Origin of the sequence: Claveliimonas bilis, from assembly GCF_020892095.1 — a bacterium.
Classification (GTDB): Bacteria; Bacillota; Clostridia; order Lachnospirales; family Lachnospiraceae; genus Claveliimonas; species Claveliimonas bilis.
The window spans coordinates 474,907-499,381 of sequence record NZ_AP024845.1 but is presented as its reverse complement, the minus strand read 5'-3'; the positions used below and the strand labels follow the sequence as shown (position 1 = coordinate 499,381).

Annotated in this window: 40 protein-coding genes; 32 read left to right on the top strand and 8 right to left on the bottom strand. The window is 40.5% G+C overall.

Going from position 1 to position 24,475, the window contains the following annotated elements; genetic code table 11:
• Window positions 1–15 precede the first annotated feature (15 nt).
• The 5 genes from EUBC25_RS02485 to EUBC25_RS02465 all read right to left on the bottom strand — a co-directional run bounded on the left by EUBC25_RS02485 (window position 16) and on the right by EUBC25_RS02465 (window position 3,344).
• The gene (locus EUBC25_RS02485) at window positions 16–390 is read right to left on the bottom strand and encodes a PH domain-containing protein (protein ID WP_230106680.1); all 375 of its coding nucleotides are present in this window, start codon (window positions 388–390) and stop codon (window positions 16–18) included.
• 65 nt (window positions 391–455) lie between these two features.
• On the bottom strand, window positions 456–1,793 hold the full coding sequence (locus tag EUBC25_RS02480; RefSeq protein WP_230106679.1) for an SNIPE associated domain-containing protein: 1,338 nt from the start codon (window positions 1,791–1,793) through the stop codon (window positions 456–458).
• 60 nt (window positions 1,794–1,853) lie between these two features.
• Entirely contained in the window at window positions 1,854–2,426 is a 573-nt protein-coding gene (locus tag EUBC25_RS02475; RefSeq protein WP_230106678.1) for a hypothetical protein, read from the bottom strand.
• A 65-nt stretch (window positions 2,427–2,491) separates the two neighbouring features.
• Window positions 2,492–2,923: an ImmA/IrrE family metallo-endopeptidase gene (locus tag EUBC25_RS02470; protein ID WP_230106677.1), complete on the bottom strand. Its 432-nt coding sequence runs from the start codon at window positions 2,921–2,923 to the stop codon at window positions 2,492–2,494.
• 4 nt (window positions 2,924–2,927) lie between these two features.
• The gene (locus EUBC25_RS02465) at window positions 2,928–3,344 is read right to left on the bottom strand and encodes a helix-turn-helix domain-containing protein (RefSeq protein ID WP_230106676.1); all 417 of its coding nucleotides are present in this window, start codon (window positions 3,342–3,344) and stop codon (window positions 2,928–2,930) included.
• A gap of 197 nt (window positions 3,345–3,541) precedes the next feature.
• On the opposite strand from EUBC25_RS02465, the gene EUBC25_RS02460 reads away from it, so the two are divergent.
• The 3 genes from EUBC25_RS02460 to EUBC25_RS02450 all read left to right on the top strand — a co-directional run bounded on the left by EUBC25_RS02460 (window position 3,542) and on the right by EUBC25_RS02450 (window position 4,582).
• Window positions 3,542–3,727 carry a helix-turn-helix domain-containing protein gene (locus tag EUBC25_RS02460; RefSeq protein ID WP_230106675.1) on the top strand — a complete coding sequence of 62 codons (186 nt, stop codon included), beginning with the start codon at window positions 3,542–3,544 and terminating at the stop codon, window positions 3,725–3,727.
• Between the two features lie 46 nt (window positions 3,728–3,773).
• Window positions 3,774–4,025 (top strand): LexA family protein, encoded by a 252-nt coding sequence (locus tag EUBC25_RS02455; protein ID WP_230106674.1) that lies wholly within the window; start codon window positions 3,774–3,776, stop codon window positions 4,023–4,025.
• Between the two features lie 395 nt (window positions 4,026–4,420).
• Window positions 4,421–4,582 (top strand): hypothetical protein, encoded by a 162-nt coding sequence (locus EUBC25_RS02450; RefSeq protein ID WP_230106673.1) that lies wholly within the window; start codon window positions 4,421–4,423, stop codon window positions 4,580–4,582.
• A 180-nt stretch (window positions 4,583–4,762) separates the two neighbouring features.
• Here EUBC25_RS02450 and EUBC25_RS02445 read toward each other — a convergent pair whose 3' ends face one another.
• Entirely contained in the window at window positions 4,763–5,671 is a 909-nt protein-coding gene (locus tag EUBC25_RS02445; RefSeq protein ID WP_230106672.1) for an IS3 family transposase, read from the bottom strand.
• Window positions 5,668–6,000 (bottom strand): transposase, encoded by a 333-nt coding sequence (locus tag EUBC25_RS02440; protein WP_230106671.1) that lies wholly within the window; start codon window positions 5,998–6,000, stop codon window positions 5,668–5,670. Before EUBC25_RS02440 ends, EUBC25_RS02445 begins: the two co-directional genes overlap by 4 nt.
• A gap of 349 nt (window positions 6,001–6,349) precedes the next feature.
• On the opposite strand from EUBC25_RS02440, the gene EUBC25_RS02435 reads away from it, so the two are divergent.
• Window positions 6,350–7,099: a phage antirepressor KilAC domain-containing protein gene (locus EUBC25_RS02435; RefSeq protein WP_230106670.1), complete on the top strand. Its 750-nt coding sequence runs from the start codon at window positions 6,350–6,352 to the stop codon at window positions 7,097–7,099.
• Between the two features lie 217 nt (window positions 7,100–7,316).
• Here EUBC25_RS02435 and EUBC25_RS02430 read toward each other — a convergent pair whose 3' ends face one another.
• Window positions 7,317–7,982, bottom strand: a complete 666-nt coding sequence (locus tag EUBC25_RS02430) for a DUF4393 domain-containing protein (protein WP_230106669.1) — start codon at window positions 7,980–7,982, stop codon at window positions 7,317–7,319.
• Between the two features lie 340 nt (window positions 7,983–8,322).
• On the opposite strand from EUBC25_RS02430, the gene EUBC25_RS14835 reads away from it, so the two are divergent.
• From EUBC25_RS14835 to EUBC25_RS02295, 28 genes are all read left to right on the top strand, one after another.
• The gene (locus EUBC25_RS14835) at window positions 8,323–8,457 is read left to right on the top strand and encodes a hypothetical protein (RefSeq protein WP_255682346.1); all 135 of its coding nucleotides are present in this window, start codon (window positions 8,323–8,325) and stop codon (window positions 8,455–8,457) included.
• Window positions 8,458–8,472: 15 nt separating this feature from the next.
• Window positions 8,473–8,688, top strand: a complete 216-nt coding sequence (locus EUBC25_RS02425; RefSeq protein WP_230106668.1) for a hypothetical protein — start codon at window positions 8,473–8,475, stop codon at window positions 8,686–8,688.
• Window positions 8,689–8,771: 83 nt separating this feature from the next.
• Window positions 8,772–8,966 (top strand): hypothetical protein, encoded by a 195-nt coding sequence (locus EUBC25_RS02420; protein WP_230106667.1) that lies wholly within the window; start codon window positions 8,772–8,774, stop codon window positions 8,964–8,966.
• Between the two features lie 146 nt (window positions 8,967–9,112).
• The gene (locus EUBC25_RS02415) at window positions 9,113–9,286 is read left to right on the top strand and encodes a hypothetical protein (protein ID WP_230106666.1); all 174 of its coding nucleotides are present in this window, start codon (window positions 9,113–9,115) and stop codon (window positions 9,284–9,286) included.
• On the top strand, window positions 9,287–9,904 hold the full coding sequence (locus EUBC25_RS02410) for a Sak single strand annealing protein (RefSeq protein WP_230106665.1): 618 nt from the start codon (window positions 9,287–9,289) through the stop codon (window positions 9,902–9,904).
• A 217-nt stretch (window positions 9,905–10,121) separates the two neighbouring features.
• A complete protein-coding gene (locus EUBC25_RS02405) occupies window positions 10,122–10,562 on the top strand; it encodes a RusA family crossover junction endodeoxyribonuclease (protein ID WP_230106664.1) in 441 nt (146 codons plus the stop codon).
• Window positions 10,563–11,411, top strand: coding sequence for a DUF4373 domain-containing protein (locus EUBC25_RS02400; RefSeq protein ID WP_230106663.1), 849 nt, complete (start codon window positions 10,563–10,565; stop codon window positions 11,409–11,411).
• 163 nt (window positions 11,412–11,574) lie between these two features.
• On the top strand, window positions 11,575–11,898 hold the full coding sequence (locus EUBC25_RS02395; RefSeq protein ID WP_230106662.1) for a hypothetical protein: 324 nt from the start codon (window positions 11,575–11,577) through the stop codon (window positions 11,896–11,898).
• A gap of 94 nt (window positions 11,899–11,992) precedes the next feature.
• Window positions 11,993–12,337 carry a hypothetical protein gene (locus EUBC25_RS02390; protein WP_230106661.1) on the top strand — a complete coding sequence of 115 codons (345 nt, stop codon included), beginning with the start codon at window positions 11,993–11,995 and terminating at the stop codon, window positions 12,335–12,337.
• Between the two features lies 1 nt (window position 12,338).
• Entirely contained in the window at window positions 12,339–12,740 is a 402-nt protein-coding gene (locus EUBC25_RS02385) for a DUF551 domain-containing protein (RefSeq protein ID WP_230106660.1), read from the top strand.
• Complete coding sequence (locus tag EUBC25_RS02380) at window positions 12,737–12,925, top strand: hypothetical protein (protein ID WP_230106659.1); 189 nt, start codon at window positions 12,737–12,739, stop codon at window positions 12,923–12,925. Before EUBC25_RS02385 ends, EUBC25_RS02380 begins: the two co-directional genes overlap by 4 nt.
• On the top strand, window positions 12,909–13,184 hold the full coding sequence (locus tag EUBC25_RS02375; protein ID WP_230106658.1) for a hypothetical protein: 276 nt from the start codon (window positions 12,909–12,911) through the stop codon (window positions 13,182–13,184). Before EUBC25_RS02380 ends, EUBC25_RS02375 begins: the two co-directional genes overlap by 17 nt.
• Window positions 13,181–13,330 (top strand): hypothetical protein, encoded by a 150-nt coding sequence (locus tag EUBC25_RS02370; RefSeq protein WP_230106657.1) that lies wholly within the window; start codon window positions 13,181–13,183, stop codon window positions 13,328–13,330. The genes EUBC25_RS02375 and EUBC25_RS02370 overlap by 4 nt, the downstream gene beginning before the upstream one ends.
• A gap of 162 nt (window positions 13,331–13,492) precedes the next feature.
• Window positions 13,493–13,912: an RNA polymerase sigma factor sigma-70 region 4 domain-containing protein gene (locus EUBC25_RS02365; RefSeq protein ID WP_230106656.1), complete on the top strand. Its 420-nt coding sequence runs from the start codon at window positions 13,493–13,495 to the stop codon at window positions 13,910–13,912.
• 223 nt (window positions 13,913–14,135) lie between these two features.
• Window positions 14,136–14,675, top strand: a complete 540-nt coding sequence (locus EUBC25_RS02360) for a hypothetical protein (protein WP_230106655.1) — start codon at window positions 14,136–14,138, stop codon at window positions 14,673–14,675.
• A gap of 340 nt (window positions 14,676–15,015) precedes the next feature.
• Entirely contained in the window at window positions 15,016–15,273 is a 258-nt protein-coding gene (locus EUBC25_RS02355) for a type II toxin-antitoxin system HicA family toxin (RefSeq protein ID WP_230106654.1), read from the top strand.
• Window positions 15,273–15,716 carry a type II toxin-antitoxin system HicB family antitoxin gene (locus tag EUBC25_RS02350; protein WP_230106653.1) on the top strand — a complete coding sequence of 148 codons (444 nt, stop codon included), beginning with the start codon at window positions 15,273–15,275 and terminating at the stop codon, window positions 15,714–15,716. Before EUBC25_RS02355 ends, EUBC25_RS02350 begins: the two co-directional genes overlap by 1 nt.
• Window positions 15,717–15,749: 33 nt before the next feature.
• Window positions 15,750–16,196 (top strand): hypothetical protein, encoded by a 447-nt coding sequence (locus EUBC25_RS02345; RefSeq protein ID WP_230106652.1) that lies wholly within the window; start codon window positions 15,750–15,752, stop codon window positions 16,194–16,196.
• A gap of 100 nt (window positions 16,197–16,296) precedes the next feature.
• Complete coding sequence (locus EUBC25_RS02340) at window positions 16,297–17,715, top strand: IS1182 family transposase (RefSeq protein ID WP_230106651.1); 1,419 nt, start codon at window positions 16,297–16,299, stop codon at window positions 17,713–17,715.
• A 153-nt stretch (window positions 17,716–17,868) separates the two neighbouring features.
• Window positions 17,869–18,597, top strand: coding sequence for a phage terminase small subunit (gene terS / locus EUBC25_RS02335; RefSeq protein WP_230106650.1), 729 nt, complete (start codon window positions 17,869–17,871; stop codon window positions 18,595–18,597).
• Window positions 18,584–19,837, top strand: a complete 1,254-nt coding sequence (locus EUBC25_RS02330; protein WP_230106649.1) for a PBSX family phage terminase large subunit — start codon at window positions 18,584–18,586, stop codon at window positions 19,835–19,837. Before terS ends, EUBC25_RS02330 begins: the two co-directional genes overlap by 14 nt.
• Complete coding sequence (locus EUBC25_RS02325) at window positions 19,838–21,373, top strand: phage portal protein (protein WP_230106648.1); 1,536 nt, start codon at window positions 19,838–19,840, stop codon at window positions 21,371–21,373. It abuts the gene before it with no gap.
• Complete coding sequence (locus EUBC25_RS02320) at window positions 21,321–22,946, top strand: minor capsid protein (protein ID WP_230106647.1); 1,626 nt, start codon at window positions 21,321–21,323, stop codon at window positions 22,944–22,946. Before EUBC25_RS02325 ends, EUBC25_RS02320 begins: the two co-directional genes overlap by 53 nt.
• Window positions 22,946–23,128 carry a hypothetical protein gene (locus EUBC25_RS02315; RefSeq protein WP_230106646.1) on the top strand — a complete coding sequence of 61 codons (183 nt, stop codon included), beginning with the start codon at window positions 22,946–22,948 and terminating at the stop codon, window positions 23,126–23,128. The genes EUBC25_RS02320 and EUBC25_RS02315 overlap by 1 nt, the downstream gene beginning before the upstream one ends.
• A 281-nt stretch (window positions 23,129–23,409) precedes the next feature.
• Complete coding sequence (locus EUBC25_RS02310; protein WP_230106645.1) at window positions 23,410–23,595, top strand: hypothetical protein; 186 nt, start codon at window positions 23,410–23,412, stop codon at window positions 23,593–23,595.
• 56 nt (window positions 23,596–23,651) lie between these two features.
• Window positions 23,652–23,975 (top strand): hypothetical protein, encoded by a 324-nt coding sequence (locus EUBC25_RS02305; protein WP_230106644.1) that lies wholly within the window; start codon window positions 23,652–23,654, stop codon window positions 23,973–23,975.
• Window positions 23,972–24,244 (top strand): hypothetical protein, encoded by a 273-nt coding sequence (locus tag EUBC25_RS02300; protein ID WP_230106643.1) that lies wholly within the window; start codon window positions 23,972–23,974, stop codon window positions 24,242–24,244. The genes EUBC25_RS02305 and EUBC25_RS02300 overlap by 4 nt, the downstream gene beginning before the upstream one ends.
• The gene (locus EUBC25_RS02295; RefSeq protein WP_230106642.1) at window positions 24,241–24,447 is read left to right on the top strand and encodes a hypothetical protein; all 207 of its coding nucleotides are present in this window, start codon (window positions 24,241–24,243) and stop codon (window positions 24,445–24,447) included. Before EUBC25_RS02300 ends, EUBC25_RS02295 begins: the two co-directional genes overlap by 4 nt.
• Window positions 24,448–24,475: the final 28 nt, after the last annotated feature.

The window sequence follows — 24,475 nt, the reverse complement described above, 5'->3', positions numbered from 1 at the left end:
CAGGTCATATTCCCTTTATAATATATATCCACTGATAATTTGACAGATCTGCACGATATTGCTCTGGCCTGTAAATTCAAACTTTACCTTCCCCAATCCACTGAAGTACATTTCAAGCTCACTGTCCAGATCGAGAATGCCTGCAGTCTCTATTGAATAAGCGCTGACTTTTGAATACGGAAGAGAAGTAAAGTCTTTCTTTTTCCCGGTCATTCCCTGCACATTTACCGCAATGACACGTTTGTTTGTAAATACACAGTAATCTCTCATGGCCTTGTAGGCTCCAATGACCTGCTCACCATTAATCAAGATTGGCTGGATGTCTCCCAGAACAGTATTGGGGTCTACCTGTTTCATTTTCACATAAGCACTGTTTGTAAAATCAATCATCGTTTTTTCCTCGCTTTCTTCCTTGATATTGAGAAGTCGTCTATTATATAATCTTTAGAGTGATTTTATTTTTTATTCTTTTTTATCATTAAGCTTTCCCTATATTGCTCTGCCGGAGCAATTCTTGTAAATTCTACAGTTTTATCGAAGTTCTTTTTGACAACTTCCTCGATTTCATCTAAAGTGACATTGAAAAACTCTCTTCTTTGATTAACCATATTAAGTTTTCTGTTTTCAAATGCCTTGTGAAGTGCATTTTCTAATGCCGGAGCATCATCTGAAAATATCATCGCATGTATATCGAAATTGAATGGGACGGAAGCATCTCCTAATTCGTCTACACGTTCTGTTGGATCTAAGCGTCTAGTCATGCCTATCTTATATACATTCTCCCCGAACGAACCTATATTAGAGATAATATATACATATCCAGCGCGCTTGTTTGCTTCACGATAATCAATGTCATTAATGGATTTTTGGATTTCACTCAATTGAGAAAGTATTTCTGATTTTTTTTCTTCTAATTTTGTTTTTTCATCGTTGGAGGCAGAACTCAATTGTGCTTCAATTTGTTTTAAGGCATTCAGATAATGTTTCTTTTCTTTTTCGATTGTCTTTCGTGCTTCTTCGATTTCTTTTTGTAATTTTGCCTCTTCTCGAAGCTGCTCTCGGATTCGTTTTTGTTCCTCTTTCTCTTCTTGCTTTTTGACAGCATATTCATAACAAAGATTTAATTCTTCTATTTTTAGTGTATAGTATTTATATACAATGGAGATTTGCATAGAAGCGTTCATCTTGTTTAGATCATTATAGGATTTTTCAATTTTCTTTTTAATGGATTCTATATTATTAAATTTGACTTTATCAATAACGGCATCACATTCATTATTAAATGATCTCAATATTTGCTTTACGTTATCTTTTACAAGTTTTTTGCCTTTTGTGATACTTCCATCCAGTGTCATATTTGTAGGGTAGGTGCAGGCTGTATCGTTTTTAATCATAGCCTTTTGTTTTTGTCGGATAATGGTGATTCTCTTTTTATATTCATCCGAACTCATAAGATTATAAACCGGAGTATATATTCCGAAATCTTGAAGAAGAATTTTATCGTCCAACTCTATAATTTCTTTTTCTTTGACAGAAATAGTATGCTTTAGCTCTCCGACTTTGGCGTTATGTTCGGAAATAGTATGTTGTAGTGAAAGAATTTCATCATTCAAATTATTTCTTGTTATTTCTAAGGAACTAATTTGTTTTTTTATGGCGATTGCATCTTTCATTTCTGGGGTAAGCATATTTTGCATTTTACAATTATCATCATAAAGACGCTGATTGTCAGATCTAAGTTGTTCAATTTCAGTTTTGAATTGATTAATTTTAAAAATATCTCCTATATTCATTTCCTATCTCCTCATTGGTTCCTTACATTGAGAATATATAATTGTTGAGGTGGTTAAACATTATTTACTATTGATAAGTTTCATTTCAGCATCTGTCGGAGTGCGTCCGGCTTTTTTGATTAGTTTTTCCATGCGACCATGTTCGCTCATCCCTACTTTAATGGCCATTTTACAAACTTCAATCCCTTTTTCGTAATCGCCGCGTCTTTCATATAATATGGCTAATTTCGTATAGACAGGAGATCCGTTCATCGTAGGTTGATTATGACGCCTATCGATATTTTGAACTTGCTCAAAATATGAAATGGCTTCGTAACACTCTTTTTCAATTTTTGAAGCGAGTTTACTATTGTAGTCTTTTGATTTATATAAATCAGACCATTGGTGCTTAATGAGCCCTGATAATTCAGAGTATTTATTAAATATAGGGCGAAGTTCCCTTTCATATTCCATATGTTTATCTACTTCATCTTTTGGAAATTTCCACTTGTTTTCTTTCTTTAATGCTTTCCATTGTTCAGTTGTACCTCCTTTATCTAAATAATCCATCCAATTATCGTATTCAGATTTTGTAAAATCTGGTTTAAAGACATCAGTAGACCTTCCTGTGAACAAAGATTTCAAAAATCCCATATAAATGTCCTCCGTTTTCCTTTGTATGAGAAGCCGTCTGTTATATAAACGCCAGAGCGGTTATATCAAGTAAAATCTTTTATTCTTAGTTCGATCAGCTTTTTATGATATCCGAATAAACGAGAAAGCTGGTCTGTTGTGTAGTCTAAATGAGTTTCAATCATATCGTCCGATATTAATAAAGACATAGCAAATCTATCAGCTTCATTTTCATATTTTGTAGTATTAAGCTGTGTTCGCGAGTCCATGAATATGGCATTGGCCTTTTTATGTAACAGCATATGCTCCAATTCATGCGCGCAGACAAACAGTTTCTCTTGATCGGATAGTGTGTCATCAATATAGATGATATTGTTACGCTGAAAGTACTGATAAAATCCTTTTACCCCTTGTAGAGGATAAAAGACAACTATTGCATTGAGATTGCTGATAATCTCAAAGGGATTCCGTGTATTGTACTTTCTAACCAGAGAATCCGCCAGTTTTTTTATATCCATAACATCAATCCTTTTTATACTTTTTTGGAGTGTATTTCTCCTTATTCTTTTTCTTTGCCATTTCCATGCCAATCTGCATAGCTGACAGGATAGACTCGATAGCTTCCGGAGATGCCGGATCGCCGTCAAACATAAGCCCGTCTTGCTTGAGAAGTTGCTCGGTATTGGCGAGGATTTCCTTAATATCCTTTTGATCCTTTGGTTTGAGCTTCGGCTCTTTTTCGGTTTCCTCCTTTCCGGTCATTAAATAAGTAAGAGACACCCCGAAATAATCCGCAATTTTCTGCATTTTTTCAGGTTTAGGCGTATATTTTCCCTGCTTCCAACTGGTTAATGTCGCTGTTGTAACGCCTGTTTCTTTAGCCACTCGGTAAGCTGTGACTCCATGCTCTTTTAATAATTTTTCAAAAATTTCATACATAGCTTTCCTCTTTCTAAAATAACTTAGAAAACTATGTCAAAACTATTGACAAGCATAGAAACCTATGCTATAGTACAGACATAGCTTAGATAACTAAGTTAAATCTAAGGTTTCTTTGATAACTTAGGTGGTACTTTGATTATATAAGAAACCTTAGATAATGTCAATCATTATATTGTTGCAGAGGAGGTGCAAAATTGTACGAAAAACTTCAGCAGTTATTGGATAAAACTAACAAAACTGCGTATCAGGTCTCAAAAGATACAGGAATATCTACGGCGACGCTCTCTAGTTGGAAGAATGGTGAATATCGTCCTAAAGTGGAGAAACTCAAAATCCTTGCCGACTACTTCGGAGTATCTATCGAATACTTCCTTGAGTAGTGTAGCAGGGGAGGTGTGCAATAAAAATGACAGGGAGGTGAAAGAGGTGCAGAAAAAAGTAGTAAATACTTCCGGTGTTATTAGGAATGAGGATATTTTGAACATGATTATTGATTTTATTCAGGTACATGGATATCCGCCAACGGTAGAAGAAATAGGAGACATTGCAGGACTCAAAAGTAAAAATTCAACATGGTACCATTTGAAGCAAATGCTTTCCGCTGGAATGCTTGAGACAGATCATCCGGGATGTGCGAGAGCAATAAGAGTACCGGGATATATTTTTGTAAAAGGGTAAAGGCTATTCCACTCGCGAAATAGAATAGCCCCTTACCATTTATTTTACTCGGATTGTTCTGTGCGTGGTCCGGGTAGAATGTCCGTTACTTACCGAAGTACGGACATGGATGCTTTTGCCATTGCTTGAGGGTCTGGCTGTAGAGCGAACCGTAATGCGTCTAGCCATATTAACACCACCTTTCAATAAAGTATAAAACAATTGTTCTATTAATAGGATATGCCATGAACATTTGTTTTGTCAAATTATTGATACCATATAAAGTATTAAGAAATTCTTAAATTACAATATGTTGTGGAAAGTGTTGATAATGTGGATAACTACTTTGGAGTATCGATTGAGCAGTTCAGCAGAGTAGATGTGCAATAAAAATGACAGGGAGGAAAGAAAGACACATGGACGAAGAACGTGATAGCTTTTTTGATTTTCACGGGATATCAGAGGAAGAGGAGAAATTCTTCAAAGTCATTTATAAGCGACGGCAGATATATCGAAGAATTATCTACATCCTCATCCTGATCATTGCAATACAGACAGCGTTGTTATGTATGCAGTAATAATGGCTGTCACTATGGCAGAGACAATAGATATCACAAATGGCCATATTTTGCTGTCGAAAAATTTACGGCGACGGTATAAGCAATATCGAAAATACCGGTCAGTCAGTGAGTAAAGAGTTTTCTTAGGGGTGATATTGTCAAGATTAGTTGACACATTTTTCTCAAGGATATCACTGACTATGCCGCCAGCTCCAAAGTCTCATAATACTGCCTGCGTTTTATCACAGGAGGAACCCCTCCATTGGCAGAGCAGATCCTCCGGTTATTCCAGTAGCTGAGGAAGTATCTCCAAATGAGTACCTTTAATTCCTCTACAGTCATCTGCTTTGTATCATAACGGTCATAAAGGAGCTCTGTCTTCATTCTGGCCCACATACTCTCACAGCGTGCATTATCATGGCAGCGCCCTCCCGCGCTGTTCATGCTTTGGTGGATATGATATTTCTGGATAGCTTGACGATAGGCTTCGCTGGTATACTGTGCCCCACGGTCGCTGTGGATAACAGCGCCTTCCAGCGTGGGATAAGCAGTCAGGGCGTTTTCCAGTGTTTGGATACACAAATCTGCTTTCATGTTTGTTTCCATTGCCAGACCGAGGACGCTAAGATCAAAGCAGTCGAAAATCGCAGATACATACAGTTTTCCATTGGATGCCGGGATCTCTGTGATATCTGTAATGCACTTTTCTAATGGGACATCGGAATGGAAATCCCGCTTCAGCAGATCATCCGATTTCATGGCTTCCCGGTCTGCCTTTGTGAGTCCATTCGGTTTTCTTTTTGGCCGATGACTCAGACCGATTTGATCCATAACCCGGTATACAGTCCGCTCACTTGGGATATGCACTCCCTCCGGCTGTTTCAGCAACAGTGTCTGATACATCCGGATCCGTCCGTAAGTATCGTTACATTCGTCCTCGTTGATGATTTCTTTCATGGCATCTGCCAAATCCTGGTACTTCCAAGGACGGTCTTTATTCGCAAGATATTTATAGAAACCTTGCCGGCTGACACCAAGCATCCGGCAATAAAATGAGATTTTCCCGGTAATCCTGCCGTCCTCTGTTTTCAAAGCCAGAAATATCATTCTCTGGTTTTTGCTGACTTCCGACGGCTGGCGGCGAAAAAAGCGCTGGCTTCCTCCAGAAATTCGTTTTCTTCCTTCAAGCGGCGAATTTCTTTATCCTGCTCCTTTACCCGCTTACGCAGCATAGCAATCTCTTCTGACAGGCTCATTGCACTAGCAGGGGTATGGGAGCCTTCCCCGATATCTAACTTACCGGCCCTTACAGCTTTCAGCCAAGTATGGATAGTTCCTTCAGGGATTCCTAATTCTTTAGCAGCCTTAGCGCCACCGATTTCTTTGGCAAGTTTTACTGCCTGTACTTTGTATTCATGGTCATATTTACGTGCCACTTTGAATACCTCCTTATTCTCTTGGTTTTATTATGGAATCCTTGAGAATAAGCTGTCAACTTTTTTTATACCACACCAGGGATGGGTTTTTGAGTGTGTCATGAAATTCGTAATAAGAAGTTATGAATTTGTAATTTAGAAAGAGCCGGAGTGAGGGCTCAAGAAAGTCCCCAGTTACCTGCTTTTTGAAGCGCATTACAAAAAGTTTAACTCTCTCTGAAAAGTACAGATTGATATCGGAAAAGTCTTTGCTCATATAGCAGACTCCTTTCATTATTTTGGAAAAGTATAACACAGAAAATGAAAGAAGTCACTGGATTACTTGTTTGAACTAAAGAAAGGAGGACACATGAACGAATTAATCAAAATCAACTACGACACAGAACAGCCGACAGTATCGGCAAGGGAGCTGCATGAAAAACTGAATATCGAAACTCCATTCAAAAAATGGATTGACCGCATGTGTGAATACGGTTTTGAGGATGGAAAAGACTTTTGGACAAAAATGTCCGAAAGTACTGGAGGCCGTCCTTCAACTGAATATAATCTGACAATCGACATGGCAAAGCAGATTTGCATGATTCAGAGAACTCCGGAAGGAAGAGAGTGCCGCCAGTACTTCATTGATCTGGAGAAGGCCTGGAATACACCGGAGCAGATCATGGCAAGAGCATTAAGGATGGCAGATCAGACTATTGAAAGCCTTAAAGAAAGATGTGCATTTCTCGGTGGACAAGTAGAAGAGCAACAACAGGTTATTGAGGAACTTCAGCCGAAAGCCACATATTATGATCTCATACTCCAGTGTCCTGATTTGGTTTCCACAACAGAAATTGCAAAGGACTATGGAATGAGTGCCAAGAAGTTCAACGCTCTTCTGCATGACCTGAAAATCCAGTTTAAGCAGTCCGGAGTATGGTTTTTGTATCAGAAGTATGCGGGCTTTGGCTACACGAAGAGCAAAACTCATAACTATTCCGACGAAGACGGTATACAGCACTCCAGGCAACATATGTACTGGACGCAGAAGGGACGGCTTTTCCTTTACGAGCATCTGAAGGGAATGGATATTGTACCCTTGATTGAACAGGCGGCGTAGGAAATCAACTGGTATTTATCGTAACTAATAACCATGATTCAACAGGAGGTAGAATATATGTGGATTTCAATGAAAAAAATGGAGATTCTTAAAAAAAGGGTCGCCGAACTTGAACACGAGGTTCAAATTCAGCGGCGCGCATTAGAAAAACACCTGTCTGACCACGAACTAGAAGAGGAAGAACTTCACAAAATTCTGAATGACATAAAAAGGACATTTATAGAGGAACAGCGCAAACTTTATAAAACAGTTTCCCCCATTCCGTAGACTGGATAGACATTTTGTATGGCCGAAGTTCTCGATTGTTTGGATGTGTTGAAAAGGTATCTGAAATGTCTTTGAAAAAAGCAGTTTCCCGAATTTCTGTATAAAAGGCATCATCGTCGTAGTGGAAATCACGAGGATTAATCAGGTTATTTCTTGCAAGATTGTCGATAGAAGCAGCCACCTCTATAGGGCCTTTAACTGTAATTGCAGTTACGTATGGAAAAGCAACAGAATACGAGTTTGAACCTATTGTTCCAATACGTAATTCATAACATCCAATTGCTTGTGTTTTGGTACTCATTATTGAATTAAATACCTTACAGTCCAAAGGAGATAGATTTTTAATTATTTCAGTAAACGCAGGATGCACAGATTCCTTTGTGTCAGCATATATGGATTTTGCCAACAAATTTGCATAAAGAGTACGCAATTCGTCACTATCCATAGAATATGAAAGTGCCTGAATAGCAGGAACGGCAACATACGGTTCTGGAGTAACAATTTTTTCAGGATCTTTATTTTTAAGATTTTCTTCTAAAAGTTGTTTCGTTTTTTCGATGTGATGTTCTCGTTCCAGAATCCAACAATCTAATGGTGCAAGAGCAGCGTTGATCAACCTGGGAATCCGTCCGGCAAATTTTCAGGCTTCAGATGCGGCCGGATGAACAGCGTCATCATACATTTTATCAATGGTTTCGTTCGGAAGCTCTAAGTTATCAAGCATATGAATCATTCCTTTCATCATTTGATAGGAAGATTATACCAGATACCGGTAACCCGGACAATCCGTAAGGAATACATATTAGAGAGGTGGTGCATGTGAATCCAGATATGAAAAAGATTATGCAAGTGATGATTTCATTATTGGAGGAACAAGAAAAAGCAAAAATAACATACGAATTGGAGAAAACCGCTTAAGGCGGTAAACGATGGACAAGCAGAAAGGAGGCAGCTGGATGAGAAAAGTAAAAAGGATCGCCTATGAAGCGGCGGTAATCGCATGGGACATTTACATCGGACTTGCTCCATTCACACTTGCAATCACAGCGATTCTGTTCACAGGGGTAGCCTGGAAGCTGCTGGGATGGTGAAGGAGGTGAGGAAAGATGAAGGAGATAGCAACGGTTATTCCGGAGGACGAGTTTCGGCAGTTCTTGGAAGAGCTGCAGGACGAAGTCCGTGTCTGGAAAGAGGTGGACGGTCTGGGGTATATATCTATCACGTGTCAGCTTGCAAAGACACTTACTACTACAGCAGGCACAGATTATGAGCTTACGTTCACGGCCGGACAGATCAAGCGAGTTCTGGATCTGGCAAAATAAAAAGAGCGCCCACATGAGCCTACCAGCTCGGGCACTCTCGAAATTAACCAATTTTATTTTAAGCGAAAGAGAGGAAATTGTAAATGAATTTTGAAGATAAAATTAGCATTCCTGCACAGGAATATAGTACACTTTGTCGAATGGCCGGGAAGATGGAATCGATCATCGAGTACACAATGACAAGGAAGGACTCTGATTTTTTAGATAAAAATATTATAAAAGCGATCGTAGGTGAAAGGCACTTCCATAGAGTTGGGGAAGGTGAGGATAATGTATGACTATAAATGCTCCATTTGCGGATGTTCTTTGGATCCAGCAGAGAAATGTGATTGTCAAATGACACATGAACACAATCTTCAGATGGTAGATGATCTATTGGTGGAAGAGGCAGACGGACAGATGAAATTAAAGGAGGCTGCAAATTATGGAACATATCCCTGGTTACGATGACTGGAAAACAACTCCTCCTGACGATCCGGAGCCAGTAGCATACTGTGATGATTGCGGTCATCCGCTTTTTGAAGGAGACGGAATTACAGATATCTTTGGATATCACTGGTGTGATGAATGTTTGGCAGATAAGAGGAGGATATTGTAGATGTTAAAAAGTTACGAAGAGCTTAGAAATATAGATGTGAAAAGGTTCTGCAAGAAACGTGATGGGCTAGATTATCTTCCGTGGGCTATGTGTGTAAAGCTTTTGCATGACAACGGGGCGGAAGTTGTAAGATGGGAGCCTATTCCAGATCCATCTACAGGTTCTAGTTTGATTATGTCGAATCAGACATTCACAGATAGTAAGGGAAATACAAATCGGTGCTATGAAACCAGAATCCGTGTGACGATAGATGATAAAGAATATGAGATGCAGACACCCGTCATGAATGGTGCAAATCCGGTGAAAGACAATAGCATGAGCCAACAAAGGGTATGGAATAGCATGTGCAGAGCTTTTGTGAAATGCGTTGCTCTTAACACAGGATTAGGGTTTGATCTGTGGCTGAAAGAGGAGGATGGTAACGATCCTTATATTCCGGAGTCACTTGAAAAACTGGCTACACCGGCAAAAATAAAGACAGTCAAGAATCTTTGTGCCAGTCATGGAATAGATGCCGACATGTGGGTGACAAGCAATGGCAAAACATGGGATACATTGACTGAAAAGGAAGCAGCACAAATGCTTGGTGCTATAAAACAAAGGTATGGTGATGAGTGATAGGCTTATAAGATACGTGTCATAAAATATTACATAGCACACTATGGAACAGAGGAGGACTTCCGAAGGGAGTTTTTCTATAGAAGCAACCCGTAAACCTTGTTTTTACGCACAGCACCTTAATATATCACAAAAACATGCGAAGTAATCCAAAGAACAAAACCATTACAACTGTTTCCTCCGGATGCTGTGCGCCGGAGGAGAAAGGAGGAGAAAGATGGATCCAGTTACCTTTCATGTTCCGGGAAAGCCACGAGGAAAGGCAAGGGCACGGACAGTACGGAATCAGAACTCAAACCGTACCGTTTCCTATAAACCGGAAAAGGATCTCTTATATGAAAACCTGATCAAGGAACGGTTCCTCAATCAGGCAGGGGGATTCTATATCGAAAGAGGGAAGCCGGTGACTCTTCGGATCGTTGCCAGGTTTCTTCCGCCAAAGAGTACATCAAAGAAGAAACAGAAGCAAATGTTGGATGGAGAGATCCTTCCGCTGAAGAAGCCGGACATGGACAATATCGTGAAAGTAGTAGCGGATGCCTTAAACGGTGTGGCCTACAATGATGATACCCAGATTGTCCTAGTATCAGCCAAGAAAGCTTATTCGGCCATAGAAGGGCTTGACGTTACAGTGGAGGGATATCAAAACGGGAAGTAGGTGATTATATTGGCCCGGTTTAGAAAAGACGGTCTTAACTACTTTCCTTTAGATGTTAATTTTTTTTACAATGAAAAAATCAAAATCCTGGATGCCCGGTATGGGAAAGACGGCGTTATGCTGTATCTGTTTCTTTTGGGCAGGATTTACGATAAGGGATACTACATACATGTAAATGAAGATTTTGAATATCTCGTATCTGCCGAGTTAAAAATGGGAGCAGATAAGGTGAAGCAGGTTTTAACATTCTTACTGTCACGGTCACTGTTTGATAACACACTTTTTCAGTCGGACGCTGTTCTAACCTCTGCCGGAATACAGAAAAGGTGGCAGATCGCCAAGAAGGAAGCGGCGAGAAAAACACCCATTGAAGTCGGGCGGTTTTGGCTTTTAAAAAGAGAAGAGACCGAGCCCTATATTAAGTGCACCTTTTTTGATGATTGTTCCGGGAAAAACGATAATAATTCCGGGAAGAAAGAAGATAATTCCGGGGGAAAAACCATAAAGGAAAGTAAAGTAAATAATAATATATATATTCCCTTCCAGCCAGAAGAGTTAGAACAGGCATTTCAGACCTATCTTCTTGTTTACAGCCATAATCATGGGGAGTTGTTGCCGGAGCAGATTCAGATTTTGAGGGAGGAATTGATAAGCCTTTCCTCTGATGCAGCAGAGAGGCTTGCTATTGTCAGGAAGGCAACTACAAGGGGATGGAAGGGATTTTATCCGATCAGGAAGCAGGCTAATGAGCCGAAAAATAAGAAAGACAGCTTTAACAATTTCAAAGGCCGCGACTACAGCGGCCAGATGGATGACCTGACAAAAGCCCTGATCGAAGGGGGAAAATAAACGGACATATCGATTTCGTAGACGTCTGGGAAGCACATGGCAAACCGGATATGTGAGGAAAATACAGAAATAGAAAGGAGCCAGTTGTACCTTGACAATTGAATATTGATGGTTGGGATGATAGAATATAATAGAATACTCGAAGAAGGAGTGGGATTGTTATATGTCTGAAATTGAGAAGATGGTAGAATTACATCATACAGTAAATGATTATACACATAAGATTTTTCTGTATTATCAAAGTGAAAAAGACTTTTTCGAAAACTTTCAAAATCCATTAGAAAATCGTTCTTATATAGAGGCCCATACTGGATTTATTGAAAACTGGAGATATTTTGAAAAAGACTATAAAGTAGATTCTGTATTTGAATTAAAATATAAAAATGTCTTGATAGGTAAAGTTTTGATTTGTTTTGAGGAAGATTCTAAACCAGGAACATATGACAATAAGCTTATAAAGAATATTAAAATCAAATTTGAAAAATAAATTCAAGAAAACATATTTCATTTTATCCAACCATCAATATTCGGTGGTTGGTTTTTTATTGCCTAAAAGCAGAGGAAATGAAAGGAGAATGAAGATGGAGAGACGAACACAACCGGGATACGAGTATCATTCATGCGATTTTATGGATGACGGAGTATACATAGACATGAATCTTCTTCAGGAGTATGAGGATACTGGCCTCACCCCAGAGCAGATTCAGAAGCTGAAGAATCGGGATACTGAGAAAGAGGCACACAAAAAAGTAAGACATCGAGGCGGATTTGAAACTCATCGGTGCCCGGATTGTGGCGCAGTTTATCAGTCCGATAATAGGTATACGATAACTGATAGATATTGCCCGACATGCGGTAAGTTACTTGATAGTGCATTTAGAGGTTTTTGCGCTAATTGTGGACAACGCATTAAGAAGGAGATCTGACATGCAGGAATTAGAGAAGATTTTGGAAGAGATACGCGGTTTGGAGAAAATATTAATCCCAGATACGATGCAACTTATGGTTGATATGGAAAAAGTAGAGGACATCATCCACAAGCACATGAATGACGGCTGGATTCCGGTTGGTGAGAGACTGCCGGAGCTTGGAAGAATCGTTCTTGTTACGCAAACGTATAGTTGGGAGAAATTTGAAGAAGGAGCAAGCGTTACTATTGGACGATTAAGGCCGAAAAAGAATGATAAAATGTGGGAATTCCAGCATTACAGGCCGGACTTTAGGAGCGGAACCATAATGGACAATGGCATTATATGTCCAGGAAGTGAATATGTCATCGCTTGGCGCCCTATTCCGGAGCCATACCGCCCAGAAAGGAGCAAGAAATGACTCAAAAAGAAAAGGGGATATGCAAAAAATATAGTGCAAGAGATGAGAACGGATTTGTGCATTGCAAAGAATGTCCTCTTGTAATGGATGCAGACGGATTTATGTGCAAGGCAAATTCCAGATACAACCGGAGGACAAAGGAATGGGAAAGGCAGGATAAACTGACATATGAAGAAGAAATATAGCGTAGTCATTGCTGTAGTTGCAACCGTGTTCGCTGTTGTGATCGGAAGGATTGCCCTGGATGCAGAACAAACAAAGCCAGCGCCGGATCCGGAACCAATTGAAATCCAAATCCCGGAACCCTGCCGTTATGGTTTTGTCATGATCCGGACTCCGGAAGGGAACCAGACTATGTACTCCAGCAGCATAGACATCCAGAACGATGGCAGGGACGGGAAAGCAATCTATATAGTGCTGGACAAAGGAGTGATACAGCAGTGAGAAGGAAAGGAAGAACCCGGAAGGAACAGAAGAATCCCAAAGCTGGAGAAGCAGCGAGAAAACATATTCATAAAGCCTATACCAGCTATGACGTGGCTGGATATATGGCGAAGAAATATAACATCAAGGAGGAGGTCAAGCCATGAGACATATATACTGTGCAGCCTGTGGGAAAGAGGTCCATTATTCCCAGGCGGTACATGTGAGGGCGCATGAGCGTACGGACGTGTACAAGTTCCGGACACAACCAATGGATTATTTTGATCTATGCAGGCCGTGCTATGACAGGATGAGGGGAGGCGGTGCCGGTGGACAAGAAGGTTTTAAGTGATTATATCGACGCTTGTGAGTTTATCAAAGAGACAGAGGAAGAGATCAAGAAGCTGGAAAAGAAGAAGCGGATCGTGCAGGATAAAGTAAAGGGAAGCAACCCGGATTTTCCTTATGAGCAGCGGTCCTTCAACCTGGGAGGCACGGTTGAGACTTTGGCAGAAGCGGGATTGCTTGCTAGAGAGCGGCAGATCCTTGAGACACAGAAGAGGGAAGCGGAAGAATTAAAGCTGCAGGTGGAAGAGTGGATGCAGGAGATCCCCTTCCGGATGCAGCGGATTATCCGGTACAAGTTCTTTAAGGAGCTGACGTGGGAAGAGGTGGCTACGTTGATGGGAAGAAAGTATACAGCAGACGGAGTGAGAATGGAATTTCAAAGATTTATGGGAGAAAGGTAAAGTTTGTTCGTTTTGTTCGCACTGTTCGTTTTCAAAGTGTTATAGTATAAGATGAAAGAAGTGGATGACAGCAATGTATCTACTTTTCCCACCCTCATAATTTATATTGAAAAACCGAGAAAAGACGCTTTGCTTCGGCAGGGCGTCTTTTGTTGTTGAAATATACCGGAATATGGAATATTATGGAAGTAGGTTTTTCGGTGTGAGGAGAGGGAGGGAGAAGATGGATTTTGATAGTGTGAAAACAATTGTTGGTATGATACCTTGGGTTGCTTTTGTTTTATATGTCGCTTTTGTAATGAGAACAATCATTGATATAAAACGAAAAATGATTGACACATTTATTTGGAATCCCAAAGCAGAAGACTATAAAGGACTGATAATATTCGAAGAAGGTGATATCAATAATGGAAATAATATTCTTTTGATAAAATCTGAAAGTAATTTGTTCAATATACGTATTTATGATGGTATTGAGCCGTGGGTCGATATACATAATATTAATGTTGATAAATACAATTGCAATCAGTTAAAAGACGTTCTAACACCTAAGGAGGGCTTGATGCTTAGTTTTTGCTTTGCCGGGTATGCTCAGCCATGTCATTTGTTAACATTTGAAAATGAAGCATTTATGTCGGCACAATTATTGATTAGTTTTAAGGGGAAAGATGGAAACAAAACTGAAGCGGTAAAATATAAAATGACAATAAAATCTTTTTTATATTTTTTGCTTTGTGGAATAGTAAAATATAAAGGAGAATGATGGGCACCCTTCGAGGTGCTTTTTTAATACATACTTTCCTTATATTCTTTCCATACTATCCATGAGGTGATAGCATGAACAAAAAGCGGCAGGAAAAGCAAGACAGACAGAAAAATCTAAACAAATTTAATAGTATAACACAGAAGGTAAAGCCAGAAAATCAGAACCAGACACATAACGTCCGATCTGAAGCGGTAGAGACAAAAAATAGACAAGTTTAAGACATCCGAAAGGGTGTCTTTTTCGTATTGAAATATACTTGAATAATTGACAAAAACAATAAAAGAGAATATAATGCAACTATAAAGTAGTTGCAAAAGAGGGAAAATGATATAAATAGATGAGTACACTTGAGAAATTAAAAGTAAGAATAAAAAAAATACCAAAGGATTTTCGGTTTGAAGAGGCAAAAAGACTATTGGAGGCATTGGGATTTGAAGAATTTAATAAGGGTAAAACATCGGGATCCAGAGTTAGATTCTATAGAGAAGAAGATAATGCAATCATAGATTTGCATAAGCCACATCCAGAACCAGAAATGAGAAAATATGCACTTAAGCAATTAGTGGAAAAATTAAAAGAATATGGTGATTTGTAATGAAAACAAATATTATTGAATATAAAGGATACTATGCAAGAATTGAATATAGTGTAGAAGATCGAGTTTTATTTGGGAAAATTGAAGGTATTAGAGATTTGGTTAATTTTGAAAGTGAGTCTGCTAAGGATATAGAAGAAGAATTTCGAAATGCAGTGGATGATTATTTGGATTTTTGTAAAAGCGTTGGAAAAAATCCAGATAAGTCGTATAAAGGAACTTTTAATGTTAGAATCAGCCCGAATTTGCACAGACAGATTGCTGAAATGGCGTTTCAAAGAAATATGTCGTTGAATAGTTGGGTAGAAGAAGCATTAAATGAGCATATAAAAGATGATATGAAAGAAAAGGATATAAAAAAGATAAATATAGAAGATAGAGGAGGAGTTATAGTAAGCGGTATTACTCGTTTTAACGCACCTGCACAGCAGTATGCGCATTGAAATATGCTAGAAATTAATCGGGAGGAATAGATAATGATTTGTGAAAGACTAAATGTCACAATGTTGATGTATAATAAAGACTGCTTATTAGATGCCAAAGCAACGGACTTAGTAGATAGTATTTCTATGGACGATGAAAAATTAATCAGATTTAGCTTAATGATTGTAATCAATCTTGTTAATATGAGGTTGCCTAATGGAAAGAGATTTCAATTATATATAGTTGGTGCTGATGAATCAAAGCAAAAGAAGTGGAAAAAGATCCTGGATTTTAATCTTGATGCCATAAATACAAAACAGAGAATTAGCCAAGTAAAGCATATTGATATCGATGACATTGTGATAGATGTATTACACCCCGGAGATTGGTCGTTAGAATTATTTATGTGCGATTTGTATGACATTCCAGAAGGGGAAGAAGATATGGATATACGTGAAATAGGAGAATTTGTGTCATCTTATTTTTTTGAAGTATTATAAAAAGTATATAACAAGAGCACCCTTCGGGGTGCTTCAGACTGTCAAAAAAGGTCAGCGTCAGCTGGCTTTTTTTGATATAATAATACCAGAGGTGAAAAGTATGCTGGTGAAAGAAAAATCGGAACGGAATACATTAGAAATGGTGAGTGTGGAAGGACTTGTTCCTCAGGGTCACCTTTTACGAAAAATTGACAGTGCAGTCGATTTTACCCATATTTATGACTTTGTAGAGGATCTTTACTGTGCAGATAATGGACGCCCCAGCGTGGATCCTGTTGTTCTGTTTAAGATGGTATTGATCCAGCATCTCTATGGAATCCCCTCTCTGCGACGTACGGTAGATGAGATCAATATGAACATTGCCTATCGCTGGTTTCTGGGATACCTTCTGAACGAACCGGTTCCTCACTTCGCAACCATCAGTTATAACTTCAGACATCGCTTTACAGAAGATACCATAGAAAAAATTTTTACATGGATTCTTTATGAAGCCCAGAAAAGCGGATATCTTTCCCCGGAAGTGGTTTTTCTGGATGGTACGCATATCAAAGCCAATGCCAATATCAATAAAAAAATGAAAAAAGCCATTCCTGCAGCTGCCAGGATATATGAAAAACAGCTGATGGAGGAGATCAACGAAGACAGGAAAGCACATGGGAAAAAGCCATTTGACGGCGGCCCGGGCGGCGGAGCCACGAAATCCAGGGAGGTGACCGTATCCACGACAGATCCGGAAAGCGGAGTCTTCCACAAAGGAGAGCATAAACGCTGTTTTGCATATGAGGCCCATACGGTCTGCGATAAACATAACTTTATACTGGATACAGTAATTACCAGTGGAAATGTCCATGACAGCGTTGCATTTGATGAACTATATGAGAGAGTCACGAAACGTTTTCCCAAAATAAAAATCGTTACGATGGATGCGGGATATAAAACGCCCTGGATCTGTAAAAGAGTGATTGATGATGGGAGAATTCCGTCTCTGCCGTATAAACGTCCGATGACAAAAGAGGGATTTCATGAATGGTATAAATATGTATATGACGAATATCTGGATATCATTATCTGCCCGGAATACAAAAGTCTGCGGTACAGCACAACGAACAGGGAAGGATACCGGGAATACAAAAGCTTAAGTTATCAATGTTCAAAGTGTCGGACCAGGAATTTATGTACAGAAAGCAAGGACTGCCAGAAAGTAGTCACACGCCATATCTGGACGGATTACATCGAGCAGGCAGAAGACATCCGGCATTCATCGATAGGAAAAGAAAGTTATAAACTGCGTTCCCAAACAATCGAAAGAGTGTTTGCAGATGCAAAAGAGAAATATGGAATGAGATATACGCCGTACCGTGGAATAAAACGTGTAAGCATGTGGGTACGGCTTAAATTTGCTGCCATGAATCTAAAAAAACTGGCAATGTGGAAATGGAAAAACAACTACTCTCCAATGAAAAAGTATAAAAACCGTATGATACAGGAAAAGAACCTCTATTTTGCCGTAGCTCAATAGGGGTTCTTTGACAGTCTGGAGCACCCTTCGGGGTGCTTTTCTTATGCCTTATGGAGCATATCATTAATGACAGATGTGCAGGGTCGCGTCCTGTATCCCGGTTCGACTCCGGGTGCTCCGTTTTTAATACAGATTAGATCGAGAGGTGGTGAGATGCCAAGATCCAGGAGTCCGAAGCGGGATAAAGCCTATCAGTTATGGCTTGCTTCGGATGGAAAAAAGAAGTTAAAAGATATAGCAGCGGAACTGGGGGTATCCGAAACCCAGGTCCGAAAATGGAAAAATCAAGATAAATGGAATGGTAACGTTACTAATCAAATGAAAGGTAACGTTACCAAACGAAAACCCGGCGCACCCAAAGGCAATAAGAACGCTGTAGGGCATGGCGCTCCGAAAGGGAACCAGAACGCCACGAAACACGGACTCTTCTCCCGGTATCTTCCAGAGGATACCCGGGAGATTTTCTTTTCCCTGGACTCTGAAGACCCATTGGATCTGCTGTGGGACCAGATCAAACTGGCATACACGGCGATCATGAGGGCACAGCAGATAATGCATGTCAAAGATCAGGAGGACATGACAAAAGAAACGATAGGTAGTTTTGATACTGGATATACCTACAACGTACAGCAGGCCTGGGATAAGCAGGCTTCCTTCCTGCAGGCACAGGCCAAGGCGCAAAGGGAGCTGACAAGCATGATCCGGCAGTATGAAGAGCTACTGCATAAGAACTGGAAGCTGGCAACGAAGGAACAAAAGGCAAGGATTGAGCAGCTGAAGGCACGGACAGAACAAATCAAGGGAGCAGATCAGAACCCAATTGAAGATAAAGTTCAGAAACTCTTTGATACGATCGGAGGTATGTTAGATGAATCTGAATAGCATCTACACGCCGAAGCAGATCGAGATCCTGAAAGCCTGCCGGAATACAGACTGGTTCATGTTAATCAACCACGGGGCGAAGCGATCCGGGAAGACACAGCTGGACAATGATATTTTTCTGCAGGAGCTGATCCGGATCCGAGGGATTGCAAATAAGCTGGGGATTGATACACCACAGTATATTTTAGCTGGTTATTCTATGGGAAATATCCAGGACAATATCCTCACAGAGCTATCGAATAAATATGGATTTGAGTTCAAGTTTGACCGGTTTAACAATTTCACCCTGTTCGGGGTAAAGGTAGTACAGACTTCTCACGGGAATATCAGCGGACTTGGCCGGATTCGAGGCATGACATCCTTTGGAGCATACATCAACGAGGCTTCCTTGGCGAATCAGGAGGTATTTGATGAGATCAAAGCTAGGTGTAGCGGACCGGGAGCCCGGATCATTACTGATACGAACCCGGATCATCCGGAACACTGGCTGCTAAAGGATTATATCAAGTCTCCTGCAGAGGGAATCTTAAGCTTTCACTTTGCTTTGCAGGATAATACCTTCCTGGATCAGAGATACATCAAAAATATCATTGAGACCACCTCGAAGGGAATGTTCTCTGATCGTGGTATTAAAGGACTCTGGGTATCCGGAGAAGGCGTTGTCTATCCGGACTTCGATCAGAATGTACATGTGATTACACCGGAGCAAGCGCGAGGCATCATATTTGAACGCGTGATTGCTGGCGTGGACTGGGGCTGGGAACACTGGGGAGCTATTGTTGTGATTGGTGTGAAAGCGGGGAGTTATTACATCATCGAGGAACATGCAGCACAGCATAAACATATCAACAGCTGGATAGCTGTAGCGAAGGATATTATCAGACGGTATGGTAATATCCCTTTTTATTGCGATCCGGCCAGGCCGGAACATGTAGCATCCTTCCAGGAGGCAGGGATCAATGCTTTCCTGGGAAATAACAGGGTGCTGTCCGGAATTGAAGCGGTAGCCACATTGATGACGAACCGGCAGTTTTTCATAGTGTATTCACAGTGTACGCGGTTCCGGGATGAGATATACAAATACATCTGGAAGAAGAATACCGGAGAGCCATTGAAAGAGAATGACGATGTTCTCTGTGCGATTCGGTATGGAATCTATTCGGATATGACAGTAAACAAGATAGAACAGCCTAGCCAGAATCGGATGGAGCAGGCTAGAAGAGTGAAAGGGATGTTGTAAATGGCAGAAGAGATGCTGAAAGCAAATGAATTTGAACATGGAATAGACGGTCCGTATAACACACATAAGAGTTTCCAGCAGCTCTACGGTCCTGAATCGAATTATTCTTATCGGGCAGACAGTGCAGAGGAGATCTTGGGGGACACTGGAAAGCTGACTGCGATGATTATGAACCATTATACGATGCAGTGTCCAAGACTAGAGGCACTGGATGATTATATGAAAGCTCGGAATAATGGGATTTATGACGATGACAGCCGACGAATTGAAAAAGGTCGTGCAGATCATCGGGTAGCGCACAATTTTGCCAAGGTCATTAACGTATTTGATGTAGGATATAACACCGGCGTTCCGATCAAGAAGGTCAGTGATATAGAGCGGGTGAACCAGATTATTCAAGAATATGATGACGCAAATGATATTGAAGCTTTAGACAGTGAACTCTGGCGGGATATGAAAAAATATGGCCGGGCTTATGAGCTGCAATACAGAAACGAAGAGGATGAGGACCGATCTGTCATATGTAATGTGTTTGAAACGTTTGTCTGCTATGGAACCGATGTGGAGAGGACGCCGTTGTTTGCAGTCCGATATCCGAGATATAAGATTGGTACTCAAGAGCGAGTTAAAGTTTATGTCTATACGGATACCGAGGTGATCATATATAAAAGTTGTGAGATGGCAGCGTTGAAGCTGGAAGAAGAAGACAGAGAGACACATGAGTGGGGAGAGGTGCCCGTGACCGAATATTCTCCTGATCGATACCGGATGGGTGGATATGAGGACGTGATCCCACAGATTGATGCTTACGATGCTGCACAGTCCGACACGGCAAATTATATGACAGACCTGAATGAAGCAACATTGGTAATCACTGGTGACCTGAACCTGCAGAAGTATTCTGTAAAAGATATGGTAGAAATGAAGAAGGCGAATCTGCTGCTTTTGTCTTCCGGGATTAATCCGGATGGGAGCAGGGAACAGACGGATGCCAAGTATGTGTATAAGCAGTATGACGTTACTGGGGCAGAGGCATATAAAGACCGGCTGCAGAAGGATATCCATAAGATTTCTATGGTGCCTGATCTGACAGACGAAGCATTTGCCGGAACACAATCTGGCGAGGCTATGAAGTATAAGTTGTTTGGGTTCCAGCAGATTTCCAAATCTGGACAGAGGGGCTTTAAGAAGGGCCTTATGCGGAGATATCGGCTTCTCATGAATATCAAGAACTTTGTGAATGAGGCAGACAATACGGATCTGGGAAATCTTACAATCACGTTTACTCCGAACCTGCCGAAAGCAGTTCTGGAAGAAGTAAAAGCGCTGGTGGATTCAGGGGCAGAGTTCAGTCAGGAGACGTTGCTTGGACTTGCGTCGTTTGTGGATGATATCAAGACAGAATTGGACCGCATCCAGAAAGAGAAAGACGAAGCCCAGCAGAATGATCCAATAATGGCGCAAATGTTTGGAGGTGCGGTATATGACCAGTCAGACGTACTGGAAGAACCGGGAGATGGAGCAGAGGAAGCATAATATCCGGGATGAAAAAGAATACCAGAAGCACATCCAGGAGATCTATCAGAACATGATTGATGAGATCGAGAAGGAGATCAATGGCTTCTATGGAAAGTATGCAAAGAAGGAAGGCATCACGATTGCAGAGGCGAGGAAGCGTGCGGCTAAAGCAGATATTGAAGCTTTGGGGCGTAAGGCTGCCAAATATGTGAAAGAGAAGAATTTCTCCCAGCGGGCTAACGAAGAGATGCGGCTGTACAATTTAACTATGAAGGTGAATCGTCTGGAGCTTTTGAAAGTCCAGATTGGTCTGGAGATAGCAGCTGGATTTGACGAACTGCAGAAGTATTACGAAGAGATTCTAACAGACCGGGCGGTTTCAGAATTTGAGCGGCAGGCCGGCATACTGGGGAAGACGATCCAGAACAATGCGAAGGCCGCCAATGCTATTGTAAATGCTTCTTTCCACAATGCTACATTTTCAGACCGGATCTGGATGTATCAGGACATGCTTAAGAATGAGCTATCCAGTCTGCTGCAGACTGGGCTGATCCAGGGACAGAACCCGCGGCGGTTGGCAACGCATCTTCGGAAACGTTTCGGAGTCAGTCAGAGCAATGCTGAAAGGCTTATGATCACAGAACTTTCAAGGGTTCAGGCAGAAGCACAAAAGCAATCTTTTGAAAGGAATGGATTTGAAGAATACACTTTCTTAGCATTGGGAAATGCTTGTCCGATCTGTAAGGGATTGGACGGGAAGCATTTCAAAGTGGCGAAGATGATGCCAGGAACGAACGCACATCCGATGCATCCGCGTTGCCGGTGCTCTGTGGCTGCTTACGAGGATAGCGAAGATTATGAGGCATGGCTGGACTTCCTTGATAAAGGAGGCACTACGGAAGAATGGAATCGGTTGAAAAATAAAAAGGAAGATGAGTCCGATGCTGGAAGAGCTATCTTCGAGAAAATTTCGGGAATATCGAAGCAGCGAAAAGAGTTTGAAACTGGATTATCAAAAATGAAAAGTATGGATGCAAAACTTCTACTTGAACAATCTTTAGAGAGAGTAATGATAAAGCGTGCTAAGGGAAGCAAAACAAGGTACTCATCAAAAGAAAACACGGTATATTTGTCAAAATATGCAAAATCAGATTCTGTGGCACATGAATTATTCCATGAAATAGATGATTCTTATGGATTGACAGAGAATGGAGCCTTTTCCCGCTCAATATCACAAGACTTCCGTAGGTTACAAAATATGTCAAAAGGATATGGGAAATCTATTGAAGAAATGCTAAAAGAAAGATTTCCTGATTCTTTTAAAACCGGTACAACGGATTTTGAAATGAGGATGGAGTATAGGGGAATATCGGATATAATACATGGATGTAGCAAAGGAAATATCTTCTTGGGGTGGGGGCATAGAGAGCCAGGATACTGGGATAGAAAGCTAGCTCTCGAAAAAGAAGCGTTTGCGCAATACGGCAGAATGATATATAATCAAGATGAGAAGGTATTAGATATGTTTAACACATTATTTCCGGAAACATCAAAAGAAATGGACGATCGTATAAGGAGAGTGATAAAGTAATGTGGTATGGTAAAGATACTGATCGATTAAGAGAGCTTCGCGCTGAATATAAAAGCCTATTTGGATATAATCCTGATGGGGAAACATCCGTAGAGTACGATCAGTCAGGATATAAAGATTATATACATGATTTAGAAAAGGCAATAAAGACTAAGAAACATTTAGCAGAGATTGCAGAATAGGTACCACCAGTCAGAAATGGCCGGTGGTATTTTTGTAGAAAGGATGATGTCAAATGCTCAATATTGCGGTATTCTTTTTATCCCTTGCAGTAGCATTGGTGTCTCTGAATCAGCTCTATCTGAATGCTAAATCAGAGGAATTATGGCTGCGACTGCAGCAACTATGGAAGCGCATAACGCGAGTGCGGAAATGACAGTTGAGATGATGAAGCGATGTAGATTTTTCTTGGACTCAAGTTCAGATTCTTCCTGCATTTTGGATTTGATAGGAGAGATTAAAAATGCCAAGAGATCTTAAAGAATTGGAAAGGATTATCTTTGGTAAAGATATGACGGATAAGGAATGGTTAGAATTAAATAAAGAAGTAGACGAAGCTTGGAAAAGATCAACAGATGAGGAAAGACAGGAATTTGAAGATAGCGGTGCGGGCGATATGTTGGGACAAATAATAGAGTTTATGGATTAATACCACTAGTCAGAAATGGCCGGTGGTATTTTTATGCCAGTTTTTAGGAGGTTTATATGAAGATCAATGTACTTGGGACGGAATATAGCTTGTTGGAAGTGCCCAAAAGAGATGATCCATCCCTTGCGAATAATGATGGGTATTGCGATACAAGCGTGAAAAAGGCGGTCGTCGATGAGATGAAGGAAAAAGAACCTGGAATGAAAGAAAATTTATCCTATTATCAGAAGCAGGTAAAACGACACGAGATCATCCATGCCTTTTTATATGAATCTGGTTTGGATACATGCTGTGAATGGGTTTGTGAAGAAATGGTTGACTGGATGTCAATTCAGTTTCCGAAGCTTCAAAGAGCGTTTGAAGAGGTGGGCTGCTTATGAAAAAACTGAATATGAACAGTATGATTAAGGTTAAATTGACTCCTTTTGGAGCGGATATATTTTACCATCAGTACGATGAGTTAAATAAAAAAATATTAAAGGCTGGAGGGGAGCCAATACATCCTCGAATGCCTCAAATAGATGACGAAGGTTTTTCGAAATTTCAGTTGCACAATTTTATTAATTTGTATGGCGATTATATGACGGTCGGTCAAAAGAATGTTGTCGAGGATATATCTATATACATTGATGAGGCTGATTTGGAGTGAAGTATTATACCATAACCAAAGATGCGGATATGCTGGCCCCTAAATGGCTGGCTGCTCGCATTAACTATGGAAGCGTAAAGTTTGTGTATCGTTTTGTAGACGGCTCTGCAAGATTGAAAGGGGTGAGGATCAATGGCCGGATTGCGAAAATTGGCGACAAGATTTTATTTGACGGCAAGCGGTTATCAGTAGAAAGGCGGTGATCCAATATCTCCCACCGGCAGGGAACGA